A 25,409-nucleotide genomic window follows, 5' to 3' on the forward strand; every position below is an offset into this window, starting at 1 on the left:
CCATCCCCTGAAAAAATAAAACCCTGCCGGTATTTTCCTTCTGGAAAAACGGCAGGGTTTTTCACACCAACTAACTCAGCTTTACACTATTTTTTCTGAAAATACCTGCTAAAAATCAAAAACAATACGCCGCAACAAACCCATGTGGGCAGGGTGACGAAAGACAGGAATACATCGAATTTGAGGGAAATAAAATAAAACACTGCAAAACTGATGATCCACGCCATAAAAACGGCTGTATTGAACCGCACCTTTTCCTTTTCGGCATAGAATCTCCGTACCCCGAAGCGGTCGGCAAAAAAGTGTTCAAAGACAATGATAGCTCCAAAAGGCGCGAGGATAAACCCGTAGAGCGCCACAAAATCCAGCAGTTTCATCGCTATGGCCGGGAAAAGTCCGGCAAAGGTGGCTATTCCGCCGGCCAGCAGGGTTACCTTAAATGTAGATACCCTGGGCATGACCGCCTGGAATGCAAGCCCTGCACGATAAATGGTCGGGTTGGCCGTAGTCCACCCGGCAAGGATCACCGCTATAATGCCGAATATCCCTATCGTATTGTAGGCCAGTGGCCCGGGAGCCACGGCAGGGGCTTCTCCTGCTGCCAGGATAGCCTGTACTTCCGGGGAACGGAGATAGACCGCATAGATCAGCGCTGCCGCGATCCACGCCATATAATGGCCTACATACATCCCGGCGGCCGAAGTCCATCCTACCGATGCTTTTTTAGCATAGCGGAACACACTCAGGTCCGACATGCCTATATGCATGGCCGCATTGGCAAACCATGACCACAGCACCACATGCCAGAACGTATATTTTACCTGTCCCGGAAAAGGTTCTGAACCTTCTCCCCATATATTCCAGAAGTCGGAAAAGCTCGAAATCCCTAACTGGCCCAGTGCCACAACACCACAAAGAAGAAAGGCCAGTACGATCACCGGTGACATCCAATTCGCTGCCTTCGAGACCGTATCGTATCCCCTGGCGGCAATTACAGAGATAACCAATCCTATGGCAATCACGATCACGATCCACGTAATTCCGTTAGGCATGGTATCCGTCAGCCTCGGCATTTCCATATTAAAAGGTATGCCCACCGCCGTAGCCGATATGGTGATCATAGACCCGGCGAGAAAACAGAACAGAACACCGTTGGCCAGGTTATACCCGGTAACCAGGTTTTTTCCGCAAATCTTTTCCAGTTGATAGTATAGGGTCCACCTGTATTTTACGGCGATCTCTGCGGTCAGGAACCGCCAGCTCAGCACCGCCAGGAGGTTGCCTATTAACAATCCTATGATAAGGTCAAAAGCACTTACACCGGTGGTCAGGAACAAAGGGCCAATAACAAATTCGGTCCCTGCCGCATGCTCGCCGGCATACATCCCCAGGAAACTCTTCCAGCCTTTCCAGCGCGATTCGGGAACCGCTTCCCTTTCGTATTCCCCTCCGGTGGAGGAAGCCAGTTCCAGTACTTGTTCTTCTGCATGCGTTTGTTCCATCGGTGTAATTATTAGTTGTTATTGTTTTGGTTGCAGGTTGCAGGTTGCAGGTTGCAAGTTGCAGGTTAAAATGACAGACATATTAAAACTGGTAACCGGCAACCCGCAACCGGCACACACCCTTATACCGCATCTCTTTCGGGAGAAAGCAGCAGGGGAGCCAGTTTTTCCATCTTATAGGTTTTCTTTAAAAATTTGGGACCCGGTTTTTCTTCGGAAATGACCATGGCCGCCCCCAGGGCAGATCCCAGCGAATTTTTGGTGGTTCTGACCTTAAAATCCTGGAAATGATAGGCCATGAGCTTTACAAAAACATCGTTGTCGGTAAAGCCGCCGTCGATAAAGATCTTGTTTATGGTACTGTTTCCGATAGCCCTTCGCGATGTTTCCACCTGCAGTTCCATCAATTCTATCATCAACTGGTGGAACGCTTCCTCGAATGTAGAGAACGGGGCGAGGTCGGTCTTGTTCAGTTTTTTGCGCCGGAGACGTATTCCTTCGAACTTAAAATGCATAGAAGAATTGGAAATGAGCCTCTGGTATAACCGTTTGTTGAATTTCACTTCCCGGTGATAACCATATGCTTTCCCGTAGTATTCTCCCAGCTTTTTTACCTGTATTTTATATTCGTTTCCCATAAAAAATCGGGTGGCCTTTACTCTTTTACCGTCGGTGCGCATGTAGTTAAGGCAATTGTTCTCTACATCTTCTACGGACAAAGGTTCCTGATTGAACGGGTTAAGGGAGATACTCCACGTCCCGGTAGACACTAGCAGAAAAGGCTTTTTTTCACTCAAAATATAAGGAAGAAGCGCAGCCGAGCTGTCGTGAATGCCCACTCCTATTTTTATCTTCCTGCGTTTATAGGTCATGCTGAGACTGGTTTCAGAAGGAACTATGGGAGGCAGCTTCCGGTCTATTTCTTCCTTGTAAACCCAGGAGTGATAATCGTTGGTTTTGTAATTCCAAAGCCCCGTATGACATCCAATGCTGGTATAATCGCTCAGCGGGATCCCGGTAAACAGGTAGGACAGGTATTGCGGGAAATGGAGCGAATATTTTATTTTTTTGAATATTTCGGGTTTGGTTTTCTTTATCCAGTACAGCTGCATCCCGGAATTGAGCATCCCGGCCTGCGGTGAAGCTGTTTCGGTGGCAAATGACAGGGTATCACCGTAGGTATCGTAAAATTCTTTGGCAACCTCTTCAGGGACAGGCTTGGTATAATTATAGAGCGGTGTCAGGACATTCCCTTTTTCATCTACATGGACAAAACTGGCCCCATAACTGGAAAAATTGATGGCCGTCACCTTATATTCCTCGGCGTGAAGAATACGGTCCAGCATTCCTTTCAGCCATTGCTGTAACTGCTGCAGGTTTTCGGCGGGATAGCCGTCTTCATCCACCATTTCGTCCAGCAGGGTATATTCCCTGTACACTTCCTTGAAATTCTTGTCGAACAGGAAAAATTTCTTGTTGGTCTTCCCGATATCAAAAACGGCAGTTACTTCGGTTCTTTTATACGTCTTTTCCATACTAAAGATTGATGGGAGATTGATCCCGCTGCGCGGGAAGATTGAATGAGATTGGAATGTTTAAGATCAATCTTCTTCAATCTTACAGATCCATAAACGAGATCAGTTCCTTAAAGTCCCGTGGCCCTGACTTTCATTCCTCTTTCTTCGATCAGTTGCTTTCGCACCTGCAGGGATCGATAGGCTTCCAGCGGGTGTACAGCCGCTCCCGACCTCATGCGGGCTTCTTTCAACAGGGGCCTTACATCCGTACGGTAGGCTTCCTGCAGTATCTCCTGGCACCCGGCCACATCTCTGGTCTGCTGGGCCTCACGAAGCGCTTCACGGTCTACCAGCAGGGCCTGGGCATAGGCAACAAGAATAGCGTCGAGCGACTGGATAAGGTCCTCCAGCGGGTCCTTGATATTGTGACTGGCATCGATCATCCAGGCCAGTGGTGGGTTTTGCGGATTGTTTTCCATACCGTAGACCAGTTCGTTAAAGATAAGGAACAGGGTATACGGTTTTATGGCCCCGACCGTCAGGTCATCGTCGCCATACTTGCTGTCGTTAAAATGAAACCCTCCCAGTTTTCCCTTCATCATCAGGGTGGCTACGATCTGCTCTATATTGGTATTGGGCAGGTGATGGCCCAGGTCTACCAGGGTAAACGCCTTTTCCCCGCAGGCATTGGCCAGCATGAATGAAGTGCCCCAGTCCTGGATCACGGTACTGTAAAAATTGGGTTCGTAGGGTTTGTACTCGATCAGCAGTTTCCAGTCTTCGGGCAGATGCCCGTAAATGGCTTTAAGGCTGTCTTCGGTATGCTGAAGTACGGTCTGGAAGTTGTATTGTCCCGGGAAATTAGCCCCGTCGGCCAGCCATACGGTAAGGCTTTTGGACCCCAGTTGTTCTCCTATGCGGATCACTTCTATATTATGTGCTATCGCCTGCTCCCTGGCTGCCTTGTCAACACTGCTCAGGGAACCGTGCCTGTAACTTTTCCCGGCCCCTTCCTGGTCCTGGAATGTATTGGAATTCATCGCGTCGAAGACTATCCCCAGGGAGTTTGCCAGTTGTTTTACAGCGTGTATATCTTCGGGAATGTCCCAGGGAATATGCAGGGATACGGCCCCGGCGGTTTTGGTCAGCTGGTGCACCAGGCCGATATCTTCGATCTTCTGTTCGAGGGAGCCGGGTTCTCCTCCATAGGAAAACCGCCCGAAACGGGTTCCCCCGGCACCCAGTGCCCAGCTCGGCAATGCTACCTGGAAGTCTATGAGTTTGTTTATGACCTTTTCAGTCAACGATCCGGAAAAAACAGCCATAAGATTTTCCAGCTGGCGCTTGTGTAAATCGCTGTGCTTTTGGTTCAGGTCGGCTATTTGTTGTTGGTCAATTTTCATGTTTTACGGGTGTTCGGGTTGCGAGTGTTTGGGTTTGTTTTCGGGTTTTAAGTAAATATCCCCCTCCCCCCTTCGGGACCTCCCCCCGAGGGGGATTTATCTTTTAACCCAATTATCTAATTTATCTCATTGCCAAATTAACACATTTATCTCACAAAAGCATTGGCCATTCCTCCATCTACATTGAGGGTATTCCCGGTGCTTTTATCCAGCAGTCCCAGCAGGGCATAAACGGCATTGGCAATATCTTCGGGGCGGATGATCTCATTCAACAGGTTCCGTTTGGCGTAATGTGCAGGCAATTCCTCTACGGATATGCCATATGCTCTGGCCCGGCCTTCGGCCCATTCGCCTTCCCATATTTTGCTTCCGACGATAACGCCGTCTGGATTTACGGTGTTTACCCTTATTTTATCAGTGCCCAGTTCGGCAGCAAGCAGACGCGACATGTGTTGTTGTGCTGCCTTTGCCGTACCGTAACCTACATTGTTGGGCCCGGCTACCAGTCCGTTTTTGCTGGCTATATTGACAATATCCCCGCCAAATCCCTGTTTTTTCATAATACTAACACCTTCTTTTGCCATGAGAAACTGTCCTTTGACCAGCACATCCTGTAACAAATCCCAGTCTTTCTCAGTGGTATCGGCCAGTGATTTGGAAATGGCCAGCCCGGCAGAATGCACTACGATATCTACGCCGCCAAAATCGACAGAGGCCTTCCGGAATGCTGCTTTTATAGATTCTCCTTTGGTCACATCACATACAGAAGTGGAGACTTCGTCCTTTTTATAGGTCTCCTCTGCTTCCTCTAATAGTTTTTTATCCAGGTCCGTAAGCACCACATTGGCACCTTCGGACACGAGCTTGTCTGCTATGGCCTTCCCTATACCTCCTGTTGCCCCGGTAACGATAGCTACTTTCCTGGACAGTGGCTTTTCTGCTGGCATACGTTGCAGCTTGGCTTCTTCCAGCAGCCAGTACTCTATGTCAAAGGCTTCCTGGCGGGGCAGAGAGGTGTATTCGCTGATGGCCTCGGCACCGCGCATCACGTTTATGGCATTGATGTAAAACTCCGATGCCACCCGGGCGGTCTGCTTGTTTTTAGCAAAAGTAAACATTCCCACACCCGGCCACAGGATCACCACGGGATTTGCATCGCGTATGGCAGGGCTGTTATCCCGCTTGCAGGTTTCGTAATATGCTTTGTATTCTTCGCGATACTTTTTAAAAGCAGGTTTTAATTTTTCAAGGATCTCCTCCGGATCGGGCAGTTCTGTTCCCGCATCCAGTGGCAATATCAACGGTTGTATCTTGGTACGGAGAAAATGGTCCGGGCAGGATGTTCCCATCGGGGCCAGCTTATCCAGATCGTGGCTGTTTACAAATTGCAAAACTCTTTCGTTATCGGTAAAATGGCCTATCATCCTCTTTTCGGAAGAGCACAGGCCGCGAAGGAGTGGTGCTATGGCTGCCGCCTGGTCTTTTCGTTTTTCCGGCTCCAGGCTTTTTGTCCTTTCGCCTCCAAAAACTTTTCCCCTGGCCTCGACTTTATTTTCTATATAGGACGAAGCCATTTCTATAACTTCTAGGCTGTTTATATAACAATCATAAGAGGTGTCTCCCCAGGTAAACAGTCCGTGGCTTTCGAGAACGATACCGCGTATCCCGGGATTATCGGCAAGGCATTTCTCTATTTGCAGCCCCAGGTCGAACCCGGGACGCTGCCATGGCACCCAGCCCATACTGTCCCCCCATATTTCACGGGTAACTTCCCGGCTGTCCTTCGCCGCTGCCACGGCGATCAGGGCATCGGGATGCAGGTGATCGATATGCTTAAACGGCAACAGACCGTGCAATGGAGTGTCTATGGATGGTGCCTTACTGTCCAGGTCGTATATACAATGATTAAAAAGCGCCACCATTTCGTCTTCATATTCCAGGCCCCGGTATACTTTTTTCAGGGCGTGTAATTTATCTACATACAGCCCTGCCAGTCCGCTATGGGTGAGGCTTCCAATATCTCCCCCGGAACCCTTGATCCACATGATCTCGGTTTCCTCTCCGGTGAGCGGGTCTTTTTCCCGGGTCCGGCAACTGGTGTTCCCTCCTCCGTAATTGGTGATCCTGAGGTCTGCACCGAGAAGGTTGGACCGGTATAACAACAGGTCCACTTCGTTCCCTTCCATGGCAGTGGCCTTTTTCTCATCCCACAGGTAGTTGACATATTTAAAATCCTTCTTTTCCAATATTTTCATCGGTTTTCATTTTTTATTTCCCAAAGCACAACCAAATGACCTTAGATCTTTTTACAGTCATCCCGGAATGGCTTGTTCAATGGGTTAAGATTTACTATTCAAGATATGGACGAAAATATATCTTATGTGCAAAACAACCATCCTGTGCTGTGCTGCTCAAAAACATAAATATAAAATTCCTGCGGGATTTTTTTTGAGGTATGCAATAATATAACAAAGCGGGAGGATCCGGGTGTCTCACACACGAACAGATGGCATATCTGATATTAATGACAGTTTGTTATAACGATTGCTAAATGATTGATTTGGAACAGAAATCTTATATTTATAACCAAAAACATAACAGCTCAAAACATTTACAAACAAAATATGGGTTCCGGAACCTATTCCCAATTATATATACAGGTGGTCTTTGCCGTCAGCCTGATCTCTCCTTCCCGGGAAAAGAGGTTTACAAAATTTGAATGGCAGGAGGGATATGGTGCATTTTCCTATTCACATTCGGCTTTGGACCATGTGATCGCATATATCAAAACCAGAAAGAACATCATAAACGAAGATCATTTAAAGAAGAATACATACGTTTTCCCGAAAAATATCAGGTAGAATACCGGGATGAATACCTGTTTAAATGGATAGAATGACATCCCCGGAAAAATATAGCCTTAAACGTTTTACAAATGACATCCCAAAAAAATGTAACATCCCTTATCATTGCCCTACTGGCCTGTATTCCAATATTCGCACAGGATTTGCGTTTTGAGGAAAAAAACGGCACATTAACCTTATACGAAGACCATTTGCCCCGCTTTTCCTATCAAAAGGAAACCCGATCTGAAAGCGGACAATACCCGAGGGCAAACTACATCCATCCACTCTATGGAATGAACGGGGAAAACCTTACGGAAGATTTTCCCGAAGACCATCCGCATCACCGGGGTATCTTCTGGACCTGGCATCAGCTTTTTGCAAAGGGTAAAAGAGTGGCAGACCCCTGGTTATGCGAAGGGATCCGCTGGAAAGTGGATAGCGCCCTTACCGAAATCCGCGATAATTCCGCAACTTTAAAGACCGTCGTCTATTGGCTGACCGGTGAAGGCCCGGACGAAGCAGTTATCAAAGAAGAGGGCCTGATCTCCTATGTCCGCAGGGAAGATCATTATGAAATCGACTTTGATATTACCCTGACCGCTCTTGTAGATGGTGTACAATTGGGAGGGTCTGAAGACGAAAAAGGGTATGGGGGATTTTCCGCCCGCATCAAAACCCCGGATGTCTTTACATTTTTTTCGGAAAAAGGTAAAGTAATTCCTGAGAACACACCTGTAAAAGCAGGCGGATGGATAGAGATTATCCCCGATCATGACCCGGATCAAAAAGAACAAACCGGTATCGTCCTAATGTGTCATCCGGCTAAGCTGCCCTCTTTCCGGGGGTGGATACTGAGAAAGCACCAAAGCATGCAAAATGCTGCTTTTCCCGGCAGAGAGCCGATCGCTATCCCCAAAGAAAAGCCCCTGAGATTCCGGAACAGATTGGTAGTACATCAGGGGACTTTGGACAAAGATGATATAAAGCAGATTTACCGCGACTTTGTGAGATCACGGTAGAATGATCTTTTTATATATGGAATTACAACAATTTATTCATTTTCAGCCAGCGTTCCAGGGCTTCCGGCCAGGAAGATTCCGTATTGTCGGACCTCCCCATACCATAACCGTGGCCTCCCTGGCGGTAAATATGCATTTCTGCAGGGACCTGATGGTCTTTTAATGCCAGGTAATAGCGTATACTGTTCTCCACCTGAACGACATTGTCATCTGTGGAATGGACAAGGAATGCGGGAGGGGTATCTTCTTTTACCTGAAGTTCATTGGAGAAGCGTTTAACAAGGTTCGGTGAAGGATGTTCCCCGATCAGGTTGGTCCTTGAGCCTTTATGGGCTATTTCCTGGTCCATTGAGATCACGGGATAAACAAGCATGGAAAAGTCGGGCCTGGCGCTTACTGCATCCCCCGGTTCGTACACTTCTTCAGAAAAATGTGTGGACACTGTGGAAGCCAAATGTCCTCCTGCGGAAAATCCTATGATCCCGACCCTGTCTGTCTTTATATTCCATTTCGCGGCATTCCTACGGATGATACGGATGGCTTCCTGCCCGTCCTGTAACGGCCCTATGCTTTTATCTTTCATTATGGCATCGCTGGGCAGGCGGTATTGCAATACAAATGCAGCGATACCCAGTTTATTGAACCATGCGGCAATGTCTCTTCCTTCGTGGTCAATGGCAAGGGCAGAATAGCCTCCTCCCGGACAGATCAGTATGGCGGTACCATTAGCCTTGTCCTTTGCGGGAAGGAAGATTTCCAGGGTCGGGTCCGTTACTTTTTTTATACGGGGAGATTTTCCGTTATTGGCATATGCGGTCTCTTTTTTGTAGTCCGGGTTGCCCATTGCTCCCGGAATGGTTTCCGGCCATACTTTTATGGTGGTATTCTGGCCGTGCGATATTGTTGTGGACAATAATGTAAAAACAGAAAGTATCAAGCAAATTTTCATGGTTTAGGTTTTTCCGTATAAATATACATTAAACCATAGAATCCCAGTTAATTTTTCAATGAACTCATTTAAACTTTTTCCAATTGGCTGTAAAATGATCTTCGTGTCCATTATGAAAAACCACAAAACGATGTCCTGAGTTTGCCTGCACTGAGCGTGGTACACTGAGCCTGCCGAAGTGACAGAGTTTTGAATAGTATAGCTCAAAAAAGTATTCCGGCGCTCCTCTGAACTGTTTTTTCAGGGTGTTAATAACAGGGGCTTATGCCCGGTCCCGGAACAATTCTTTATTTCTCTCTATCTGTTCTACGATGGTGCGTACGGACCCGGCTGAAGTAAACCGGTCTGTGGGTGTATTTTTCACATAATCCAGTAATTGGTCTATGTGCGAAGTCACCACATGGCAGCGCGTATCGGAAGAAGCGTAGTAGATGAACACCCGTCCGTCTTCTTCCATGATCCAGCCATTGCTGAACAGTACGTTAGATACATCTCCGGTGATCTCCCGCTCGTTTGGAGCCATAAAATAACCTCCCGGCTGGTAGATGACCCTGGAGATATCGTTGAGATCGGTCATGAACATATAAAGGGTATACCGAAGCCCGGCTGCTGTGTTCCGAACGCCGTGGGCAAGGTGGAGCCAGCCTTCTTTTGTCTTCAGCGGTGCGGGGCCCAGGCCGTTCTTTAGTTCATATACGGTGTGGTATACTTTTTCCTGTATGATCTTTTCGTCTTCCACAACAGGATTGGTGATGTCTTTTATATAACCCAGGCCTATCCCTCCACCATTACCGACCTGGATAAAGCCGTCCTGGGGACGGGTATACATAGCGTACCTGCCATTGACAAACTCCGGGTGGAGCACTACGTTGCGTTGCTGTCCCGAATCGGATATCAGGTCTGGCAGGCGCTCCCAGTTTTTCAGATCTTTGGTCCTTGCAATTCCGGCATTGGCCACAGCAGCTCCGGTATCAGACCCGGGAGCGTCGGGGTCTTTCCGTTCCGTACAGAACACACCATATATCCAGCCGTCTTCATGTGCCGTGAGCCGCATATCGTAGACATTAACATCGGGATCGGCTGTTTCGGGAAGTTCTACCGGGTATTCCCAGAACTCAAAATTATCGATGCCATTGGGGCTTTCTGCAATTGCGATAAACGATTTTCTGTCTGCTCCTTCTACCCGTACGGCCAGCAGGTATTTGCCATTCCATTTTATGGCACCCGGATTAAAGGCGGAATTGATCATCACCCTTTCCATACCGTAGGGATTGGTCACGGCATTAAGGTCGTACCGCCACGAAACAGGTACGTGAGCCGCGGTTACGACGGGATCCCTGTATCGTTGAAAGATACTGTTACTGCTTTCCAAAGGGACGTTGGATCTTTCTATAAGTTTCCGGTGATCTTCCATCAGGGCATCGTAGTTGTTTATCTTCCTGCTTTCCCCGGCCTGGTTTGTATGGTTCATATTTTTATCTTTTATTTCCTGATCTTGTTTTTTTATCGGGGCGGGATATCATCCGTTCTTCCCTACCTTATCCCACCAGTTTCGCTTAAGGATCATAAGACAGGCGGCAAGAAGGCCGAGTGAAATAAAAAGAGGGATTTCTTCCCGCATGATGAGGTATAACGGAACGACCACCAGCAGGGTTTGTGCTACGATACCGATCGCTACGTTAAACATGTCCCTTTTAAAATTCCTGTTCTTCTCAAATTCCGGGTCTTCGGCTATCACCTTTTGGTAAACGGGCTTCCAGAATCCCCAGGGATTGACCTGCTTATAAAAGTTTTTCAGGGTTTCTTCGTCAGTCGGCGGGGCGGAGTAGGTGCCTATAATACTGCCCAGAAGCGAGATGACCAGGATCACGGGAAAATAATACAGGTCGAGCATATCGGTCACCATCGGGAATATGAGCGCGGGGATGATCCCGGAGAGCATCCCCCAGAAATATCCTTCGCCGTTAAACCGCCACCAATGCCATTTCAGCACGTTGGATATCACGTAGCTCCCGTACAGGGCAGAGACGATCCATTGCAGTATGGAATTTACGTCCTGTACAAAAAAACCGAGGATCACACTTACGGTAACCACGAGTATCCCTGTAAGATAATTGATCCGTCTGATCTGGCGGGCACCAGCGTGTTTGTTAAAGTATTTCAGGTAAATATCGTTGACCAGGTAGGCCTGTGCGGCATTGAGCGTCCCGGCGAAGGTGGACATAAATGCCGCAAGAAGACCGGCCAGCAGTAAGCCCAGAAGGCCTGTCGGGACAAACTGGCTTATGGCCGAGGGCAGTATCCTCTCAAAATCGATCACCCCGGCCGACTCCAGTTGCAGCTGATCGTAAAAGAGAATGGCGAGCACGGCAAATCCGCCGATCATCAGGTAGCGGGCCGGCAGCAGGGCCACATTGACAAAAGCACTCATCTTGGCCGCTTCTCTCGGGGATTTTGTTGAAAGTATTTTTTGCATATCATAGTTGGGCGCCGGCCCGGCAAGACTGGCCAGTATGCCCTTAAAGGCCATGAGCATAAAGAATATGCCAAAAAGGGAATAACCGTCAGATGCGATCTTCCCATTCATCTCGGTGATGATCCCGGACCAGTCCAGGTCCAGCTTCCAGCCAAAAAAGGGATCGAGCCAGCCTTCCGGCGTCTCCAGGGTATGGCTCCCCAGGGCATTCCAGGCAATATAACCTATGGCTATGGCAGAAACGGTCATGATGGTATATTGCAGCAGATCGGTCCACACTATACCGGACATTCCCCCCATAATGGTATAGAAAACAGTAAAAAGCGTAAAAATGATCCCGTAAAAATGTGGAATATAGGCCTCGGGAAGATCAAACGGGAGGTACGGGCTTACCCATTCCCAGGGAATGAAGATCTCAACAAATTTTCCCAGGCCGATAAAACCATAGGCCAGGAACCCGAGGCAACTGAGAATCGCAAACACTACAATAATAGTGTGCGACCATTTCCCTCCCTTTCCATCGTGAAACCGGAACAGTATCCACTCCGCCCCCGTAGTAACATTGGACCTCCGCAGCCAGGCCGAGAGGTATACCATAAGGAAAACCTGGTTAAATACAGGCCACAACCAGGGGATCCAGATGCTTTTCATCCCGTAGACCACGGTAAGGGCCACCAGCCACATGGTCCCGGAAATATCGAACATCCCTGAGGCGTTGGACAGTCCCAGCATATACCAGGGCAGTGATTTTCCACCCAGCAGGTAGTCGTCCTTACTCTGTTGTGCGCGTTTGCGCAAAAGAAGCCCGATGATCACGGTTCCGGCAAGGTAGGCGACAATGATCCATATATCTGTTGCTTGTATCATAATGGTTCTGGAGTTCCGGGGCCCCGAGGCCCCGACACAGACAAGCACCAAAAGTAGCGCGGTTTTTTATTTTTGATACATAGGATTTTGTCATTTTGTGATAAAATCTTACCACCCGGACCGGGCACCGCGTACATTTTATATTGACAAAGCGACCCCACCGGGGGATCATTGCAGGAGAAATCTATAAATGAGGGTCAACTCACATCTAACCGTACTATATCATTTTATCTTTACACAGGAAATATCTTCGGACCTTATAAGAATCTCTATTGCAGTTTTTTAATAAAAAGCCACCTGTATTTACACTTTACCGTATTAATCCGCTTTTTATCGAAATAATTATCCGGGCATAAAAATTCGGTATACTTTAGAGTCACCATAGCATAAGTAGGTTAAGTTCATGGTAAGATTTGGGGCAAAAAAGGTGGAGTTTTACTCCGCCTTTTTTATTTGGTGAAATTTTGATTTGCTTATATCTTCTTCGAGGCAAACAGGTTCAGATATTCATCAAAAACATATAATCTTCTAACCCTGCCATTTCCTTCCTGGAAAGGGTGTATAAAAGATTGACAGGAGGTTGATCCGGCTACGCCGGAAGATTGAACGAGATTGAAATATTAACCTCAATCTCCTGATATTCCGGGGATCATTTTACAGTCAATTAAGGAAAGTTTAAACGGGTTTACTATAAAAATTCAGAGAGTTTCTCTATTATTACCTTATTATACAAAATGATACAAAAGGTAAAATAGCAATACTTCTTGTTTTACTTAAAAAACAAAAATCTACAATAAATTTGCTCGTTTATGTTATGTGATATACAAAAAAGCCCAAACAATATTTCTATCGTTTGGGCCTATAATACAGAATATCTGGCTGAAAATGAATTAATGTATTATTTCCATTCAGATTGTGATGCAGTTAAAAATTACCTCCTTCGACATCCCACCATAACCGGGTTCCCCCGTTGTCAGGGCCTTTGAGGAAGCTCAGGGCCTTTTCGAGTTCAGACGCATTGTTTTGCCGCTCGCTCTGGGGGAAGGGAAGCCTTCGTATAAAGGTTTCCGAAGCGATGTTTCCTCCGCTGTTATTGATAACCACCGGGAAAAGTTTCGGATACCCGGTCCTTCGGAATTCACTCCAGGCTTCTGCCCCGTTGGGATAGATAGCGAGCCATTTTTGCGTGATTATCTTTTCCAGTTTTTCTTCATTTGTGGCCGCACCTTCCCATTGAATGGTTGCATTGCTTAAATAAGGAGAGCCTTCTTCTACATTGTTCTCATCATTTTTCGGATCGACATAAGGTTGTGGCCGGCTCTCCGCATTGGCTACATAATCTTCGCTTCCGCCAAGTCCGTATTGCTCGAATGAGCTTTTTATACCGCTTTCATAAAAAGACCTGGCATCTCCTCCCATATTCCAGCCCCTCAATGCGCCTTCTGCACGCAGGAAATACACTTCGGCGGCATTCATCCATTGTATTTCGGGTTTTTCGATCAGGTCTCCTATGGCGGAAAAATCCTGATACGTTCCTTTGGAGTCGATCGCTATCCCGCTACGGATCCCCTTGTATTCTCCCTCGTATTCCTTAGAAGGTTTGAAGTATACTCCAATTCGGGGATCGTCATATCCTTTTAAGAAGGATTCCATCGGGGCTCCCATACGGGTGTCGAGCCACTCGGTAGATATGATCTGCAACGGATGTGCCCGGAAACTTCCTTCGGAAACAATCAGTAAATTATCGCTGTTATCTTGTATAACACCATATTTCTGGTTGACGGCCGATTCTGCCTCGGTCCTTGCCCTGTCCGGATCTACCTTGACGATCCGCATGGCCAGACGAAGGCGGAGGGAATTGGCAAACCTTATCCACGCTTCATATCCGCTCTTTTTATAGGTAGAAATGTCGAAACGCTCAAATTTCCCGGTATCATCGCCCTGTGCGGCCGATTCCGTCAGTATGCCCACAGCTTTATCCAGATCCATGAAAAACGCATCATACACCTGCTCCTGGGAATCGTATGGTATGATATTGTCGGACTCTCCTTTACCATACTGCGAATATACCATGGGGCCATAAAAATCTGCTACCCGGTGCATGGCGGCTACCCGGAGAATAAGTGCCCAGGCATAAAATTCCGGGAATTTCTCTTCGCCCCCGAACTGTTCTACTTTGAGTACCCGGGCCATGACCTCCCGGTATCCCTTGTTCCAGGTCTCCTCATTCCAGCTCGGGATCAGGGCGTAATTCGTGTTATTCTGGTTTCCGTTAAAGGGGTTCGGGGACATCATGTACCCGGAAAACACATCGGCACTGAGGTTGGTCCCTACCTGATATGAATTTTCCTGTGCGGGTATCCCCCATTGCAAAAGAGCGCCGCAGAGCGTCCCCATCAGGTTGTTGTCCTGCTCGAATTCTTCATTTGTAAATCCGTCCGGATCCTTATTGAGATCGTCGAAATCACCGGTACATCCCGTAACCAGTAAAACAATACTCATCGATATGACATATAGTGACTTTTTCATGTGTATATTTTTTATTTGTTTTTCAACGGTCACATGGAACACCCATATTCATGCTTGTTTGTGTTAAAGGAAATTTTGTCATGGGTGTTTCATCTGGTAGCCTTTTTAGAATGTTATATTAAAGTTAACCCCCATACTCCTGGTGTTGGGAACGGAAAATAATTCCACACCCTGAAACTTGTTTCCGGTATTTAGTGTAATGTTAGGATCGAAGGGGGCATCCTTGTAGAAGAAAAATAAATTTCTCCCTATGACAGAAACTTTCAGGGACTTGATAAAATGATCTTCCGGCATCTCAAAAGTATATCCCAGGCCGATCTCCCGCATTAACACATTGGTAGCATCATATACATATTCGGAACCTACACCGTTACGGCCGCCTATGGTATTGTAATAGGTCTGGGCATCGATCTGACTCACCGGGGTCCCGTCTTCCATAACGGCATTAACATCGACTCCTCCATAATCCCTGGCCTGTGCACTTCGCTGTGACACTCCGTACTGGTCCAGGTAAGCCTCGGTTAAACTCATTACTTCGCCACCTACCCTGGCATCGATCAAAAAGTTCAGGGTAAAATTCTTGTAGTTGAACTGGTTATTCCAGCCCAATGTCCAGTCCGGATTGACGTTTCCTACCTCTGAATAATCCTCACTGATCCTGGGGCTACCGTCCGGGTTCAGGATCATACGTCCCTGATCGTCCTTTACAAAAGTCTTGCTTTCTATTACACCAAACGGACGTCCTTCTACAATGGCATACCTGTAAGTGTCGGAAGTACTGATATTTGCCCTGCCGTTAAGTTTGGGGTGTATATTCTTTACAATATTTTCGTTGGTGGCAAAATTGAACTGGGTGTTCCAGTTAAAGGTTTCCCCGGCTATCGGCTCTCCGGAAAGGGAAATTTCATAACCGGTATTCTGTATATCCCCGGCATTGACCGCAAAGAAGCTAAAGCCATTGGGATTGGTAGAAGGTGCTTCTATTTCAAAATATTGATTTACGGTATTAGACCTGTAATAGGTGAAGTCCAGGCTCAACCTACTGTCAAAGAACCTCGCTTCCAGGCCGAGTTCATGCGATTTTTGCCTTTCCGGTTTCAGGGGCTGCCCGTCGAGCAATCCTACGGTCGGGAACGAAGGTACGCCAGCCGTGATGGTTTGTACAGGAGTGGTTATAAAAGCGGGGATATCGTTCCCCACCTCGGAATATGAGGCCCTGACCTTTAGGAAATTCATAAATTCTGGCAGGGTAACCATTTCACTGATCAACCCTGTAAAACCGACAGAAGGGTAGAAATAGGAAATATTCCCTCCGGAATTTACCAGGGTGGAAGACCAGTCGTTCCGGGCCGTGAAATCGAGATACAACATGCTCTTATAGCCCAGGTTGATACTGGAAAACACGGATTGGATCTCCTTCCTGGAATCTGTTTGTTTATGAGAAGTCCCGGAAGGGTTTAAAAAATTATCTACATTGAACAGGTTGGCATACCTTAAAAGCCCGTCAAAGGACACTCCTCTTCCGAAAGTATAGCGGGTGACACTGGACCCTAAAGTGGCACTGACATCAAAATCGCCCATCGTACGGGATATCACGGCGAGTATATCGGCATACGTCTGGGTATTGGTGTTTTCGCTGTACATATACCTTCCGAACTCTCCGCCCAGCACTCCCAGGGTACCGGCATATATCCTGCGGTCGAATGTATTGAACAGCCTGTCATAGCTAAGCCTCGATTTGAATGTCAACCAGTCGGTCGCTTTATAATCGAGTTTTACGGACCCTACCAAACGTTGATTGTCTTCTTCCGAACGGTTTTTATTGAGTATCCAGTATGGGTTTTGCTGTTCGTTTTCCAGCTGCGTCCAGTTTTGCGTATACAGGTTTCTGCTCTGATCAAAAACTGCGTAATTATTTTTGTAATCGTTATAATCCAACCCTCTGGGGAATAAATAAGCCCCGTTTATGGGATTAAAATAAAATCCTGATACCGGGCGGTTGGTCACACCCTGGTCAGACAGGGTAATATTGGCATCTACTTTTAAGGCCCCGTCAAAGAAATCGGCTGTTTCCCTGAAATTAAAGGTGTGCTTCGTAAGGGAGTTGGTAGGTACTACTCCCTGTACATCCGTATAGGAATAGGAAAAATAAGTCTGTGCCTTTTCATTACCGGCAGACATGGTTACGGAATTTATAGAGGTTACTCCCGTATTAAAAAAATCTTTCATATGATTGGGAGACGCTCCTTTTACTCCCCACGATTGATAGCCGGCATTGCCGTTCTCATCCAATGCAGTATAGGAATACTGGGTCTTGGGCAGGTTTATCACTTTATCGAAAGTCGTATTGGAAGAAACGGTAACGGTTGTTTTTCCGGCCTTTCCGGATTTGGTGGTGATCAGGATCACCCCGTTTGCTCCCTGGCTACCGTAAAGTGCAGATGCGGAAGCCCCGCGCAAAATGGACATGCTTTCTATATCGTCCGGGTTTATGAGGGACAAGGCATCACCGGTATCGCCACCCCCGAATACGCTTTCTGCTCCTCTTCCTCCATCTGGTGTGTTGAGCATGGGTACTCCATCTATAACATACAGCGGCTGATTGCTCCGGGTCGATGAGTTTCCCCGCAACACCACCTTTACCGAACCTCCGGCCCCTGCCGAACTCCGGTTGATCACAACTCCGGCAGATTTACCGGCAAGGCTGTTTATGGGGTTCACTTCCTTGACCCGGGTCAATTCGTCCGAGCCTATTTCCTGGGAGGCATAGGTCAACGCCTTTTCATCCCGTTTAATCCCGAGAGCCGTCACTACAACCCCTTCTAACTGTTGTGTATCCGATCCGAGAGAAGCATTTACAGTCGTTTCTCCCTGCACCGGGATTTCCAGGCTTTTATAGCCCAATGCCGAAAATTGAAGTATGGCACCCTCCGGAACCTGCAGGGTATAATTTCCGTCAAAATCCGTCGCTGTTCCGGTCGTAGTGCCTTTTACCACAACATTTACTCCGGGAAGCGGCGCTCCGTCCTGCTTGTCTGTTACGGTACCAGATACTGTTTTGTCCTGTGCCCATAGTATGTTAAGATAACATACACAACACAGCCACAAGAAAAGTACTCGTCTTTTTTTCATAATGATCGCTTTTTAGCAAATTGCAATTGATTTAATACGGCCATAAGAAGTCCTTTCTCCCTTTTATCGGCAACCTGATGTCGGCCCATAGAAGAGAGCTTCCGGACAATGGCTTATTTACTTCATCAAAATAAACGGAGATAGGTTGGTGAAATAGTGATTCGGTTGAATTCACTTATAAATATTTTCAATATAATTTTTAAACGAAAAATATTTTAGACAGATAACAATAATGCGAAGATGAATAACAAGCCGAAATCGATGATATATTCCGGGTTTTACCAAACCTTAACATAAATATAAATTTTTAGAAACTTCAAGAAAAAACGCAACCACTTATCAAGAAGTCATTGCGTTTAAAACCAGAGTTGACCACTTCCGGGCTTCTTCAGATTATGAGAATTCTGCTGTTTTGATCTGTGATATCGGACAGCTATCCCGGTCAACGGGAAAACCCAAAGTCATGCCGAATACAGTGCAATGGTTTTACAGGTTGCGCCTGACGCGGTTACCAAAGGTAACTGACATTATTTTGTTAGCTGATCATTTCTTACACGACTCAGGGTTTCCCTGCTTATATGCAGATATTTCGCCAGGTCGGTTAACGATATGTTCTGCAACCAATATTTGCGGTTTTCCAGAACATACATATACCGGTCTAAAGGAGATTTAAGCGTTAATATCTCATAGTGTTCCCGTTTTTTCCTGATCATTTCCTGTGATAAATCGATACAGAGCTGCAACAAATCGGGCTCATTTTTAAAAGTATCAACCATTTTCTGTAACGGATATTTAATTACTGTTGCGGCAGTCAGGGCACTAATTGAATAGGGTAAAGGAGATTGTTGATGTATGTCATTCCAATTATCTATATATTCATTTTTAGTACAAAAACCCGATATTCTTTCATTCCCCTTCTCATCTATATAAAACAGTTTAAGCCAGCCATCAGCTACAAATACCCCATAATCCAGGGGTGTTTCGCTATGAAATAACTTTTCATTTTTTTGAAGGCTTTGCACTATTGAAATCCTTTCAAGTTTTTCCCAGTTTTCACTTTTAACATAGGGGAATTTTAAAGAAATACTTTGATGAAAATCATGAATAAGTTCACTGCTGCTCATAATGATATTGATGATAACTATAAAATAAAGATAAGGGTTTTAGCCGGCAGATCCATGTTTTTTAAGTGTTGAGCCCGCTTAAACTTTTTCCGATTATTGTTTAAGTTTTCAAAATAAACCAGGATAATCCCGATGTAAAAAAACTGAACAAATTTATTATTATGTGATTCTGATCACAGATCATGGTCCCTTAAGGCCATAACTTTGTCTTAAAAGTATCATATCCCGGGATTTGAAAAATCAGACTATGAAAGCAAAACAATTTAGCCTTCTTATATCGTCCTTCTTTTTAATTTTTTTAAATGCAGGTTCTACCGCTTCCTTTAATAAAAGCGGGAAAAACGATTTTAACAACAATAAAATTTTAGAAATGAAAAACGAAAAAATGATCCATAATGTATTTAAAACGTATGTCGATTTATGGAACAAGCACGATATGCCGGGTTGGGGAAAATTATTTACTGCTGATACTGACTTTATCACATGGTCGGGTGTGCGGTTTAAATCTAACCGGGAAAATATCGATAATCATCAGAAAGCCCATGAAATTTTAAAGGAACAGGGCCAAAATATGACTTACAAACTAACCCTTTACGATATTGGTTATATCGGCAATGATGTTGCATTAGTACATGCTGGTTGGGAATGGTCCGATTTTAAAACTGATAAAGGGAATGAAAACCGCACGGGTATATTAACAATGCTGATGATAAAGGAACATGAGTCCTGGTTAATCCGGGCAACCCAAAACACCAGAACCGATAAGATCCCAAAATAAATTGTAAAGATTTTCATTTCACTGCTATTGTGCAAATTAAATGGTGAAACTTAAAAAGACAGCCCGCAGATATCGCAGATAGGCGCTGATTTTATTGCTTTCTGCGGAAATCTGCGTCATCTGCGGGAAAAATACTTGTCCATACGTTCCCCAAAATACCCGGACCCGGGGCCTATGCCATATGACGTGATTTTTATACTTCCTCTGCCCGGTCTGTTGCTTTTGCAGGGGCTAAAGAAAAATTTGACAGTATATTTCTCAGATCGGGGGTCATTTCTATATCTAAAGAGCTTATTGCGGATCTCAACTGGTCTACATTCCGGGCTCCGACGATAGGAGATGTGATGGTATTATGATGTTTTACCCAGGCAATGGATAAAGCGGCCGGATCATAGTCATTTTCTTTGGCAAATTTTAAATACTTTTTAATTGCCCGGTCATTCGTTTCATCCATATAGCGTTTCTGATACATTTCAGTCATTTCCCCTCCAATGGTATACCTGCCTTGTACCTCTTTATTGTTCAGGTATTTCCCGGTCAATAAACCCCCGGCTAATGGACTATAAGTAACTACGCCCAATCCCTCATGCTGTGCCATGGGTAAAATTTCGGACTCGCACTGCCGCTTTAGTAAATTATACATCGGTTGAATGCAGGCCACCGGAGCCAGATTGTACAACCTGTTTATGGAAATAGCCTTCATAACCTGCCAGGCTGCAAAATTACTCAGCCCTATATATAAAACCTTTCCCTGCCTGATAAAATCATTAAGTGTGGACAGACTTTCCTCTAACGGGGTTTCCGTATCAAAACTGTGCAGGTAGTATACATCTATATAATCCGTATTTAGTCTTTTAAGGCTTTTTTCAAGTTCTTTGGTCAGATGGCGCCGGCTTAATCCCTTATCGTTAATATTGTTTCCTGTAGGATAGTATGCTTTTGTAGCCAGGACCACTTCGTCCCTATGCCCGTGAATCAGCTTTCCCAGAATTCTTTCCGATTCGCCTTTGGCATAGACATTGGCACAGTCAAAAAAATTAATTCCTTTGTCCCTGGACAATGTGTATAATTTATGGCACATGGTTTCATCTGCCCCGTCACCAAAGGTCATGGTACCCAGGCATAATGATGAAACTTTTAATCCTGTATTTCCCAGATTTTTATATTCCATTTTTGGAGTGTTTTAATTGAAGCCCTTTTAAACTTCATTGATTAATTTTAAGATGGACACCTTAAAAGCGTTGATAAATGCCTCTTTTTTATCCGCATTCAAGGCATTTAATGACAGATATGGGTTTAGGTCTTCCAATTCTACCAATTGTAGTTCCCCGTTTGGTAGCCTGCAACCGTCAACACGCTGAATACCGTGGGTGATCGTATTCCATTCAATAAATTTCTTTGAAAATTCTAAATCTTCCGCGATGGGGATATATTCTTTCAATTCCCATCTTTTGGATTTGTCCGGGGCATATAAAGCATACTGAAAGGTTTTATCTATATAATAAAAAGACACTTCGTATTTAAAATCTATAAAGGGCTGGATAACAAAGTTATTCAGGTTCGATTTTTGTAATTCCCCGTAAGTGACTAACTTCATACCAATGGAATCCGCACCGTTTTTCAGCTTCAGGATATATTTTTGTGTTGTCGGTAGCCTATCCATATCCAGGAGTTTTTCAATGGTTGGTATCACTGGATAACCGGCTAGGGTCAGATCAATCAGGTGTTGTTTTCCTTTCATATCCCCATGGCCGGTCAACGAATTATATACAGGTGTACCGGACAAATTCATCCTTTTGACAAAATCGTCATACTCCTTTTTGTAATACATAACAGAACCGGTATTTCTGAAAATAACCGCATCGGTTAATTGTTCATGTTTTTTGGACTGGGTTGGGTGGCAAATAAGGATTTCGAAATCGTCTTTTAACCGGGAGGTTATATAAATATCTTCTTCATAGTAATTTCGCCCTTTTGCCTCATAGTAAAGATCCGTTAAGTACAACAAAGAATGTTTATCATTTTTCATTTTAATTCCTGTTCTTCAAATTCAATTTTTACAACTTTGTGTTTAAATCTTCCCTGTGGTCTATATCGAGGTATTTCATTTTTATGTTGCACCTGGGAGAGGTTATTTTACCGTCCACCACATAAAAACCCAATGAACGGTACATGGATAAAGCAGTAGTCATCTTACTGGATGTTTCAATAACGATCTGACCGGCTTTTTTCGCTCTGGCTATTTGTAATAACTTATTCACGATTTGTTTTCCAAATCCATTGCCTCTATACGCTTTTGCTACATAGATCTTTCTTAATTTAAAGCAGCTTCCGGTAACTTTCAGTAATCCCCCGGTAGCTATAATTTCATTTTCTTCATTAACTCCTATTAAAAAAATCCCGTTATTGGCATTGTACACTTTATCGATATTCTCCAGATCGACTTCGGAAGTTTGTGGCAGGTATTCATAACCGTATTCTTTCAAACAGGTGGTGACCAACTTTTTAATGAGAGGTGTATCTTTATTATTCGCTGCCCTTATTTTCACTCTTCCTTCGTTTATTAAACTGATTTACTTTATACCTGTTGCCACAATCTTCCATAACACACCATCTTCGGCTATTATTACGACTAACATCTTCATAAAGCCAATGGCAGGAAAAACATTTTTTAATTCTTTTCAACTTTACCTGTGTCAGGACCTCTACTGCTGACAGCACTATCTTATCCGTTAATCTCTGGGAGAGATCTACTTTTTCTGAAATTTCCAAATGGAATTTTAATTTGTTTTCTACGATCATGTTTTTTGTATAGGCATTTGAAACGTGCTGGTTAAAGATTTTCAAATCCTTTTCAGAGGGGCTTTTAGCATCAATTATTGCTACGAATATTCTGTTTAGTAATTCTCTTAATTCAATAAGGTCTGTAAGGTATTTTTCCTCGCCGTTCGGCATATTTAAGATCTCCGTTTTCAATTTTTTTACCTGATCTTCATCAAAAACCTTAACCAACTGTGTCCAGATCAACAAATTGTCGAGACTGTCTAACCACTCATGCGGTAAATCCGTATCTCTCCAACTGATCGTATTTACAAAATCAAAACAGAGATTTCCGCCAATAACTTTATATGTACCACCATAGTTCCCGGGGTTCAGATTTTTTTCTTTCTTTTTCATATTGAAGTATTATCATTTTTATAAATATCTGAATAATATTTATAAAAGTACAGAACGGTTTCAATGCCCCTGGTGAAATTATAAAGGCTAAAACTCTCATTGGGTGAATGCAATGCATCTTCATCCAGACCGAATCCCATTAATATCGGATCAATATTCAATTCGTTCTGAAAAAGTGTGACAATGGAAATCCCACCACCACCACGTGTATGAATAGGTTTTTTACCCCATGCTTTTTCAAACGCCTTACTGGCAGAAAGAGAGGCATCTGAATCGGCAGGCATTAGTGCAAATTCACTTCCCTGCAATTTCTTAACCTTAATTTGCAGGTGTTCCGGAGTAATCCGCTTTAAATGTGATATTATTAATTTTGATATTTCTTCGCTCGATTGGTTAGGTACCAGCCTGGCAGATATTTTAGCAAAGGCTTTTGCCGGAATAACTGTCTTTTTGCCTTCGCCTGTATATCCGGCCCAAATGCCATTTACATCTAAAGTTGGCCGGTAGCCGATACGTTCAATGGTTGTATATCCGTTTTCTCCTTTAATTTTTTTTAAGCCCAGATCGGACTTATAAGTTTCTGCATTAAAAGGAATTCGTTGTAACTCTTTTTTTTGTTCTTCACTCAATTCCAAAACCTGGTTATAAAACCCGGAGATATTTATTTTTCCATCCTCATCATGTAAAGAAGCTATGATACGGCAAAGTTCATTTATAGGATTAGGCACTGCGCCACCATAAATTCCGGAGTGCAGGTCACGATTAGCCCCGGTTAATTCGACCTCCAAATAAGACATCCCTCTTAAACCTACGGTTATTGAAGGCGTATCACTATCTATCATTGCGGTATCCGAAACGATGATCGTATCACAGGCCAGCTTTTCTTTATTATTCCTTACAAATGGTCTTAAATTAATGGAGCCGATCTCCTCTTCTCCTTCGATCAAAAATTTCACATTACATTTTAAACTATTTGTACGCATTAAAATTTCAAATGCTTTAATATGTATATACAACTGACCTTTATCATCGCTCGCTCCCCGTGCATGAATTTTTCCGTTTCTTATTTCTGGTTCAAACGGCGGGGATTCCCAAAGTTCTACAGGATCTGGAGGTTGAACATCATAATGACCATATACAAGAACGGTAGGCATGGAAGGATCATTGATCTTCTCTGCATAGACTATGGGGTGTCCATTTGTTTGAATCACCTCAGCAAAATCCACTCCTGCAATCTTTAATTTATTTTTTAAATAATCAGCAGCACGGGTTATCTCACTTTTATAGCTTACATCTGTACTGATCGATTTAATTCTTAAGAGTTCCATTAGTTCATTGATAAACTGATGTTTATCTTTCTTTAATAACTGAAGTGCGTCCATATTTAATCAAAATTAGGGTGCTAAAGTAATTCAAAGTTAACCATTAAAAAAGTTTTTAGTGGTTAATTTAAATTATACATGGCTTAAATGTAGCATTGAAAGCCGCTTTCTTTGGACCGGGATGCCCTAAGCCAACCGAGCTAAGAGTCTGTTTTGGAATAAATAGTTCAATATTTGATTCATGCGATCTGTCAAAACTGAGAGAATTTCGAGATATAATTTATATGACTTAAAATATCTTTCCGGATAGATAACAAACCAATCAGTTTGTTTTATACATATTCGCATGCATGAAGCAGGAACTAAAATCGGATTTGAAGCCACCAGTATAGACAGGATCTTAAATACCGCCCAACTTTCCAAAGGTGCGTTTTATCATCATTTTAAGAATAAAAAGGAACTCGGGCTTGCCGTGATCAGTAAGAAGATACAAAAAAGGATATATGACGGGATGATAAAACCGCTGACTGAAAAATATGAAAATGAAACTGTTGACCTGCTTAAAGGTGTATTCGTAAAACGTATAAACAGGACTTCTGGAATTTTTTGATGAACGGTTAACTGTTGAAAGTATCGGGAAATTCAAACCCCATGCGGATACCTATGATTGGGCTGCCAGAAAAATGAGACTGAAACCCGAAGAATGTATGCTCATTGCTGCCCATGGATGGGATATCGCCAGAGCATTATAGACCGGCTGGCGAGGTG

The 25,409-nt window shown here is 44.4% G+C and carries 18 protein-coding genes and 1 pseudogene; 4 read left to right on the plus strand and 15 right to left on the minus strand.

Annotation, left to right across the window (positions count from 1 at the left end):
* Positions 1-86: 86 nt before the first annotated feature.
* From KN811_RS12155 to KN811_RS12170, 4 genes are all read right to left on the minus strand, one after another.
* Complete coding sequence (locus tag KN811_RS12155) at positions 87-1,502, minus strand: purine-cytosine permease family protein (RefSeq protein WP_187963831.1); 1,416 nt, start codon at positions 1,500-1,502, stop codon at positions 87-89.
* 122 nt (positions 1,503-1,624) lie between these two features.
* Positions 1,625-3,037: an FGGY-family carbohydrate kinase gene (locus tag KN811_RS12160; protein ID WP_187963832.1), complete on the minus strand. Its 1,413-nt coding sequence runs from the start codon at positions 3,035-3,037 to the stop codon at positions 1,625-1,627.
* Positions 3,038-3,147: 110 nt separating this feature from the next.
* Positions 3,148-4,422 carry a sugar isomerase gene (locus tag KN811_RS12165; RefSeq protein ID WP_187963833.1) on the minus strand — a complete coding sequence of 425 codons (1,275 nt, stop codon included), beginning with the start codon at positions 4,420-4,422 and terminating at the stop codon, positions 3,148-3,150.
* A gap of 146 nt (positions 4,423-4,568) precedes the next feature.
* Positions 4,569-6,677 carry a bifunctional aldolase/short-chain dehydrogenase gene (locus KN811_RS12170; RefSeq protein ID WP_187963834.1) on the minus strand — a complete coding sequence of 703 codons (2,109 nt, stop codon included), beginning with the start codon at positions 6,675-6,677 and terminating at the stop codon, positions 4,569-4,571.
* Positions 6,678-7,133: 456 nt separating this feature from the next.
* Here KN811_RS12170 and KN811_RS22125 point away from each other — a divergent pair.
* Together KN811_RS22125 and KN811_RS12180 are read left to right on the plus strand one after the other, a co-directional pair.
* Positions 7,134-7,321: pseudogene (locus KN811_RS22125) on the plus strand (IS200/IS605 family transposase); the annotation flags it as partial.
* A 36-nt stretch (positions 7,322-7,357) separates the two neighbouring features.
* Positions 7,358-8,287, plus strand: coding sequence for a DUF6807 family protein (locus tag KN811_RS12180; RefSeq protein WP_187963835.1), 930 nt, complete (start codon positions 7,358-7,360; stop codon positions 8,285-8,287).
* Between the two features lie 22 nt (positions 8,288-8,309).
* On the opposite strand, the gene KN811_RS12185 is transcribed toward KN811_RS12180, so the two are convergent.
* The 6 genes from KN811_RS12185 to KN811_RS12210 form a co-directional block, all read right to left on the minus strand.
* The gene (locus tag KN811_RS12185; protein WP_187963836.1) at positions 8,310-9,236 is read right to left on the minus strand and encodes an alpha/beta hydrolase; all 927 of its coding nucleotides are present in this window, start codon (positions 9,234-9,236) and stop codon (positions 8,310-8,312) included.
* A 262-nt stretch (positions 9,237-9,498) separates the two neighbouring features.
* Positions 9,499-10,707 carry a glycoside hydrolase family 130 protein gene (locus KN811_RS12190; protein WP_282097917.1) on the minus strand — a complete coding sequence of 403 codons (1,209 nt, stop codon included), beginning with the start codon at positions 10,705-10,707 and terminating at the stop codon, positions 9,499-9,501.
* A 48-nt stretch (positions 10,708-10,755) separates the two neighbouring features.
* The gene (locus tag KN811_RS12195; RefSeq protein ID WP_187963837.1) at positions 10,756-12,579 is read right to left on the minus strand and encodes a sodium:solute symporter family protein; all 1,824 of its coding nucleotides are present in this window, start codon (positions 12,577-12,579) and stop codon (positions 10,756-10,758) included.
* Positions 12,580-13,503: 924 nt separating this feature from the next.
* On the minus strand, positions 13,504-15,108 hold the full coding sequence (locus KN811_RS12200; protein ID WP_187963838.1) for a RagB/SusD family nutrient uptake outer membrane protein: 1,605 nt from the start codon (positions 15,106-15,108) through the stop codon (positions 13,504-13,506).
* Positions 15,109-15,213: 105 nt separating this feature from the next.
* A complete protein-coding gene (locus tag KN811_RS12205) occupies positions 15,214-18,240 on the minus strand; it encodes a SusC/RagA family TonB-linked outer membrane protein (protein ID WP_187963839.1) in 3,027 nt (1,008 codons plus the stop codon).
* Between the two features lie 527 nt (positions 18,241-18,767).
* Positions 18,768-19,364, minus strand: coding sequence for a Crp/Fnr family transcriptional regulator (locus KN811_RS12210; protein WP_187963840.1), 597 nt, complete (start codon positions 19,362-19,364; stop codon positions 18,768-18,770).
* Between the two features lie 247 nt (positions 19,365-19,611).
* Here KN811_RS12210 and KN811_RS12215 point away from each other — a divergent pair, with 247 nt between their 5' ends.
* Complete coding sequence (locus tag KN811_RS12215; RefSeq protein ID WP_187963841.1) at positions 19,612-20,142, plus strand: SgcJ/EcaC family oxidoreductase; 531 nt, start codon at positions 19,612-19,614, stop codon at positions 20,140-20,142.
* A 193-nt stretch (positions 20,143-20,335) separates the two neighbouring features.
* Here the strand turns inward: KN811_RS12215 and KN811_RS12220 are convergent, their stop codons facing one another.
* From KN811_RS12220 to KN811_RS12240, 5 genes are read right to left on the minus strand one after another with little or no spacing between them, the layout of a single operon-like run.
* Entirely contained in the window at positions 20,336-21,313 is a 978-nt protein-coding gene (locus KN811_RS12220; RefSeq protein ID WP_187963842.1) for an aldo/keto reductase, read from the minus strand.
* Positions 21,314-21,340: 27 nt separating this feature from the next.
* A complete protein-coding gene (locus tag KN811_RS12225; protein WP_187963843.1) occupies positions 21,341-22,171 on the minus strand; it encodes a hypothetical protein in 831 nt (276 codons plus the stop codon).
* Positions 22,172-22,199: 28 nt separating this feature from the next.
* Complete coding sequence (locus tag KN811_RS12230) at positions 22,200-22,628, minus strand: GNAT family N-acetyltransferase (protein WP_247716477.1); 429 nt, start codon at positions 22,626-22,628, stop codon at positions 22,200-22,202.
* Positions 22,629-22,668: 40 nt separating this feature from the next.
* Complete coding sequence (locus KN811_RS12235; RefSeq protein ID WP_187963845.1) at positions 22,669-23,319, minus strand: CGNR zinc finger domain-containing protein; 651 nt, start codon at positions 23,317-23,319, stop codon at positions 22,669-22,671.
* Positions 23,316-24,701: a dipeptidase gene (locus KN811_RS12240; protein ID WP_187963846.1), complete on the minus strand. Its 1,386-nt coding sequence runs from the start codon at positions 24,699-24,701 to the stop codon at positions 23,316-23,318. Before KN811_RS12240 ends, KN811_RS12235 begins: the two co-directional genes overlap by 4 nt.
* A 286-nt stretch (positions 24,702-24,987) precedes the next feature.
* Here KN811_RS12240 and KN811_RS12245 point away from each other — a divergent pair, with 286 nt between their 5' ends.
* The gene (locus KN811_RS12245) at positions 24,988-25,251 is read left to right on the plus strand and encodes a TetR/AcrR family transcriptional regulator (RefSeq protein WP_187963847.1); all 264 of its coding nucleotides are present in this window, start codon (positions 24,988-24,990) and stop codon (positions 25,249-25,251) included.
* Positions 25,252-25,409: the final 158 nt, after the last annotated feature.

Origin of the sequence: Sinomicrobium weinanense (assembly GCF_018863395.1) — a bacterium.
Taxonomy (GTDB): domain Bacteria; phylum Bacteroidota; class Bacteroidia; order Flavobacteriales; family Flavobacteriaceae; genus Sinomicrobium; species Sinomicrobium weinanense.